Consider the following 5,485-nt stretch of genomic DNA (forward strand, 5'->3'; position numbering starts at 1 on the left):
CAGGAAGGCAGTAACATTAATACTGGTATTGATGCACTTTGGTGGGCATTTGTCACCATCACCACCGTAGGCTATGGTGACTACTACCCAGTAACAACTGGTGGTCGAATTATAGCGGCATTACTAATGACGGCAGGTGTCGGTCTATTTGGTACATTCACCGGTTTCATCTCATCTTGGTTTGTTGATGGCGGAGAAAAAGTGAAACTTAACCAAACAACAAATGTGGACGAATTAAAAACTGAAATTGTAAATTTAAAGCAGGATATTGCTGAACTAAAATCACTAATTTGTCAGCAACCCCATACTTTTGACGACACTCGCAACGATAAATAATATCAGGTTAAGCAACGCTTGCTAATCGCTCAATCTTATCTATCAACACGTCTTTTTTAAACGGTTTTGACACATAGTCGTCCATGCCAACATCAAAGCAGCGCTGAATATCAGCGTCAAGTACACTTGCCGTTAGCGCTATAATTGGAGTGGCGGGTGTAGAAGATGACGCTTCCCATGCGCGAATATGCAGCGTTGCGGTAAAACCGTCCATAACCGGCATCATACAATCCATCAAAATCGCCTTATATTTATGCTCACCAGAAGAGACTTTCTCAACAGCCTCTTCGCCATTGTTGGCTATATGGCTATCGTAACCACATTGTTTAAGCAGTAATGTTGCGACCTTCTGATTAATTAAGTTATCTTCAACAATAAGAATCAATGCATTATTGCTACTCTCAACATCCGCCTGTTGAGCTTGTTCATTTAACGGACTCGATAGCGTATTTGGGGATATTGGTGGTGATTTAAACTGAATATCCACGGCTGACTGAATGGTTTTTAACAACCGATAGCCAAGTAGTGGCGTGGTGACTAAACCATCAATACGATGATCAAAATCATACTTATCGTCTGAATGTGATTGCACTAAAATAAAGGCATTTTTAAGTCGCAGTTTATTTAAAAAGTCGATGTCCTTCAAGGTTAACTTAATGCTTTTTTGGCAGTATATTATGACTTGCTCTACGTTTTTATCTAGCTGTTTATCAGTCATGTAGTTAGGTAGATCTTGCATATACGGCACGGTCGTGACGTTGGTTATATGGCTTCGCGATAATTCAGCGTATATATCATCACTTGAGTCCATATCATTGCTGATGACAGTTACATGAGTATCAACAGGGACAAATTGCTGCGTTCTTACTTCAGCAACAAAATCTGCATTAATAGTGAAGTAGAAGTCACTCCCCTCGCCTTTGATCGAGTTTAAATCTATTTTCCCACCCATTAAGTCCACTAACTGGGTACTGATCGCTAAGCCTAAACCTGTGCCACCAAATTCCCGCGTAATAGAACCGTCTTCCTGAGTAAAAGGTTCAAATATTTTTTGTTGTTTGTTCTCTTCAATACCAGTACCGGTATCTGCAACAGAAAAATACAACTCACAGCGATTATCGGCAAGTAATTTACAACTGAGTGTTAAACAAACTTGACCGCGCTCTGTAAACTTAACCGCGTTAGACAGCAAATTCATTAGAACTTGACGCAGCCTATGTTCATCAAGTAACAAATCAGCTGGTAACTCCGGATCAATATTAACAACCAGATCCAGATTTTTGGATGCCGCGCTTGGTATCACTATCGCGACGGTATCGTAAATAATTTCTCGTAAATTACTATTATGATACGAGATAGCCAGATGACCAGATTCAATTTTTGAAAAATCAAGAATATCGTTAATTAATATCAGTAATATTTGTGATGAATTCTCGATGGTCGCTAGATGGCCTTGCTGTGTTGGCGTCAATTTGGTATTTGCGAGAATATTGGACATACCAATCACACCATTTAAAGGAGTGCGGATCTCATGTGACATATTTGCAAGAAATGAGCTTTTAGCGATATTCGCCTGCTCTGCTATTTCTTTGGCTTGAATGATCTGCCTTTCATTTATGTATCGTTCTTCAATTAAATTATTTAGCATCTTTGCAAAAGCACTAAATTCATCATTTCCATCTACTTGAACTTTTAATGAATAATCATGCTTTTCTTCAATTTTCGTTAGCGTGGTAATAATGGCTTTTAAGTTACCAATAACGCGCTGGATGAGCATCCAACCAAGGTATGATACACAACATAACAGCGCCACAATAAAAATAGAAAATGCAATAACATGCATTTTAGCGCCTGCAACTTTAGCTTTAATCTTAGTCGATAAGTTAGTTCCAACACTAGAAACAACCTGACGAATAAGTGCTAATCGTTTATCCAGTGCTGAGATATCATAATTACTGGCATTGGCTTTAAAATGTCCATTCTGGATCAAGTTACGTAACGCATAGCTAGCTATAAAAGCTTGATCAGAAAATGTACTCTGTAAAACAGATATCTGACTATCATCGGCACTTATTGCAATAAAACGCTCAATAAAAAGTTGCTGCCTTTCAACGATCGATGGCAGTAAAGCTTTTGCATCGACACCTATATCTCTTACAATCAGGTTTATGTACCAATTTTCCTCATTTGCCCAAAAATATAACCATTGCAGTTGATACAGCACCTCTAGAGAGCTTTCAATTTCTTGATCATTTATAGCGAGTTGATCTTTTTCTAATATCAACAGTAATTGACTTGTCGCATCAGACATCCAACTTGACCAGTCATTAACGTCTTCAACACTTAAATAACTGTACTCTTCCTCAGCTCCTTCTAAGTCAGATAATAAATCAATCGCATTGCCTCCGTTCTGTAAAGCAAGCGGTGATAATTCTTTCAAAGTATTTATTGATGATGCAAAGGTGGTTAACTGTTCATTATCCTGCAAATTTACATCTACGAGCTTACTCATCCGCAAAGAGTGTAACAACGAATTTAAGTGCAATGATTCGGTTAACAACTCGATTCTAAACTTTAACTTATTAAGTTGCTCTAATGTTGACACCGATTGACTAACTCGCTCGCCAATCAACAACGTAAGCAACAGAAGTGGGCATAACAATAGAATCATAAGCCGTTTTTTGATCGACAACGTATTAAGCATAAGTTTTTGACTTCCATGTAAAAATTAAATTGTTATTTAGTCGTTTTATTACTAACTTAAATGATAGGTAATAGAATTAAAATTAGCAGGTAAACATGTTTAAAGGATTAAACTTACGTGATTTTTGCGCAGGACTACTCATTTTTTCACTGTCTCCCTTTTTTTCTGTATTAGCAGAAGGGCAAGTAGAGAATGATGATGAAGGACGAAGTTTTGCGGTGTTTTCATTAAATAACGCTTTTCCCGAGCTAAGTAAAAGTAAGGTTCGAATGATATATAAGGGAAAAGTAAAGCGGATCAATAAGACCAATATTAAGCTTGTCGATTTAACAGAAGACAACGATGACAAAGCTAATTTTTATCAACGTTTACTTGGTAAGTCATTGCCTCAGATGAATGGCTACCGAGCCAGCTTAGCCTTTTCAGGTAAAGGGAACCTACCCGTAACCATATCTAATAATGATATTGCATCCATTCTTGCTTGGTTAGCAGAAAACCCCAATGGCATTGCTTACAGTTCCATCAAGTCATTACCAGAAGATGTTAATGTTTTATTCGTTTTAGATCCGGAGGAATAGAGCATGAGCATATCTAAGTTTTGCTTTATCGCGACAGCACTATCACTTGTTACATTTACAACAAACGCAAAAATCTACCTGACCGATGACATTTCACTCAGTGGATTTGGGTCTACCTCTATCACTCAATCGAATAATTCAACCCCACTCTACATAAATCGTGAAATTTCAGATAACACTTGCTACGACTGTGACACCACTTTCGGCTTACAAGGTGATATTCAATTTACCGATCAATTTAATGCATCAGTCCAAGTTGTAAAGCGGCCTCAAGATAATTGGTCATCCCCAGAACTAGAATGGGCATACCTTGGCTACAATGTATCGGATTTTGATTTGAAAATTGGGCGGCTGCGACTACCGCTGTTTTTAAGTTCAGAGTATTACTATGTAGGGCAAGCTTATACATCCGCACGTCCTCCCCAAGAAGTATACAGTTCGATACTCGGTATTACGTCTTATGATGGTATTTCTGGCACATGGGATATAGAAATAAATGATGAGAATTATTTAGCTATCACACCGTATTTCGGAATAGAAAGTGAAAGTGACGTTAATATTGGTTCGGCACGTTACCATTTCACCATCGAGAAATCGACTGGTTTATCCACAGAGTTAAGTGGCTTTGATTATCGAATTATATTCAACTATACCCACTCTAAATTTGCGCTAGATTTGAATGAAAAACCATATCTAAATAACAGTATTAATATTTTCACGCTGGGTGCTGAGTACTCATTAGAACGGTGGATATTGACATCTGAAGTACTTATAGATGAAATGCATTTTAACTGGTATTCGAGCTTAGCGTATAATATTGATAAGTTCACCCCTTATGTTACCTATGCTGAATCACACCATAACCAAAAGAATAACTCACTATTGCTCGGTGTTCGATTTGATTTAACGACTACTGTATCGCTAAACGCGGAATGGAAATATACGGATGCAAATGGTGGTGATAGCGGTGAATTAATCACAGATCCTATTGATGGTGATACTGATGCTCAATTGTATACGGTAATGCTTAACTTTATCTTCTAATAACGACATAATTAAGTAGATAGCCGAATAACTCAAAGTACGTACGTATTTATTTAATCAAACACGACTTTGAGTTATCAAATTATGGACTATTTACATGACTATATTTAAGCTTGACGCTCGACAATATCAGCCACAATCTGCGTGCGTTCTGCAGCAGATACATTTAAATAAAGGCGACTAACACGAACAGCATACCCAAATTTATCTTTACCCAAGTATTTAACTAACTCAGGTAAAAGTATTGCATCGAGATGAAAGGTTTTAATGTAATGTTCAATCGCGTGCTCGACACTGACAAATTCAGTGCCATCAAACTTAAATCCACCAGCTTCCTCATCAGCAGCAAGGGGAACGCCATCCAAACTTAAAGGCCAACCTGAATAGTTAATTCTTTCCTTGGCAATGGTATACATCATCCACGCACTACGTTTGAAACCTTCAAATGCGGCACCTTCAAACTCAGACTCTTGTAACTCTTGCTCAGTCCAATTTGAACCAATACTTAATGCTTTTTGATATTTACGGGTTAACGCTGCTTTTACGGCATTACGGTATTGGTGAATAGACTGACAACGCGCCTTTTTTACGACTAACTGGCACTCGGTACAAGTTGGTACTGATAAAGGCTCATGTGGCGCTTTATTGATATCATCGACAGAAAATGGAATATTAACAACGTCACTTGATGGTTCGCCACAAAATAAACAGGTGTAGCGAGCATCAAACGGTATATCGATCTGAGAGTAATTAGCCATAGACATTATATCTAATTACTTCTTTTTCAACGATAAAGTACCTTTAACACGAGGCGTTTCAGGAC

The 5,485-nt window shown here is 37.9% G+C and carries 5 protein-coding genes; 3 read left to right on the plus strand and 2 right to left on the minus strand.

Annotated elements, in window-relative coordinates:
* Positions 1–336 (plus strand): potassium channel family protein (locus QNK26_RS16010; RefSeq protein WP_319224886.1); only part of this gene is annotated, 336 nt, incomplete at its 5' end.
* Positions 337–343: 7 nt separating this feature from the next.
* Here the strand turns inward: QNK26_RS16010 and QNK26_RS16015 are convergent.
* Complete coding sequence (locus tag QNK26_RS16015) at positions 344–3,040, minus strand: ATP-binding protein (protein WP_413816372.1); 2,697 nt, start codon at positions 3,038–3,040, stop codon at positions 344–346.
* Between the two features lie 95 nt (positions 3,041–3,135).
* Between QNK26_RS16015 and QNK26_RS16020 the strand changes: the two genes are divergently transcribed.
* Both QNK26_RS16020 and QNK26_RS16025 read left to right on the plus strand, forming a co-directional pair.
* Positions 3,136–3,618 (plus strand): hypothetical protein, encoded by a 483-nt coding sequence (locus QNK26_RS16020; protein WP_319224888.1) that lies wholly within the window; start codon positions 3,136–3,138, stop codon positions 3,616–3,618.
* 3 nt (positions 3,619–3,621) lie between these two features.
* Positions 3,622–4,662 (plus strand): hypothetical protein, encoded by a 1,041-nt coding sequence (locus QNK26_RS16025; RefSeq protein WP_319224889.1) that lies wholly within the window; start codon positions 3,622–3,624, stop codon positions 4,660–4,662.
* Positions 4,663–4,769: 107 nt separating this feature from the next.
* Here the strand turns inward: QNK26_RS16025 and QNK26_RS16030 are convergent, their stop codons facing one another.
* On the minus strand, positions 4,770–5,420 hold the full coding sequence (locus QNK26_RS16030; RefSeq protein WP_319224890.1) for a hypothetical protein: 651 nt from the start codon (positions 5,418–5,420) through the stop codon (positions 4,770–4,772).
* Between the last annotated feature and the right edge of the window lie 65 nt (positions 5,421–5,485).

The sequence above is a fragment of the Moritella sp. genome, assembly GCF_033791185.1.
GTDB lineage: Bacteria > Pseudomonadota > Gammaproteobacteria > Enterobacterales > Moritellaceae > Moritella.

What these genes read in the sequence shown, in the direction of transcription:
- QNK26_RS16015 (WP_413816372.1), bottom strand. Translation starts at nt 3,040, where the DNA reads ATGCTTAATACGTTGTCGATCAAAAAACGGCTTATGATTCTATTGTTA.
- QNK26_RS16020 (WP_319224888.1), top strand. Translation starts at nt 3,136, where the DNA reads ATGTTTAAAGGATTAAACTTACGTGATTTTTGCGCAGGACTACTCATT.
- QNK26_RS16025 (WP_319224889.1), top strand. Translation starts at nt 3,622, where the DNA reads ATGAGCATATCTAAGTTTTGCTTTATCGCGACAGCACTATCACTTGTT.
- QNK26_RS16030 (WP_319224890.1), bottom strand. Translation starts at nt 5,420, where the DNA reads ATGGCTAATTACTCTCAGATCGATATACCGTTTGATGCTCGCTACACC.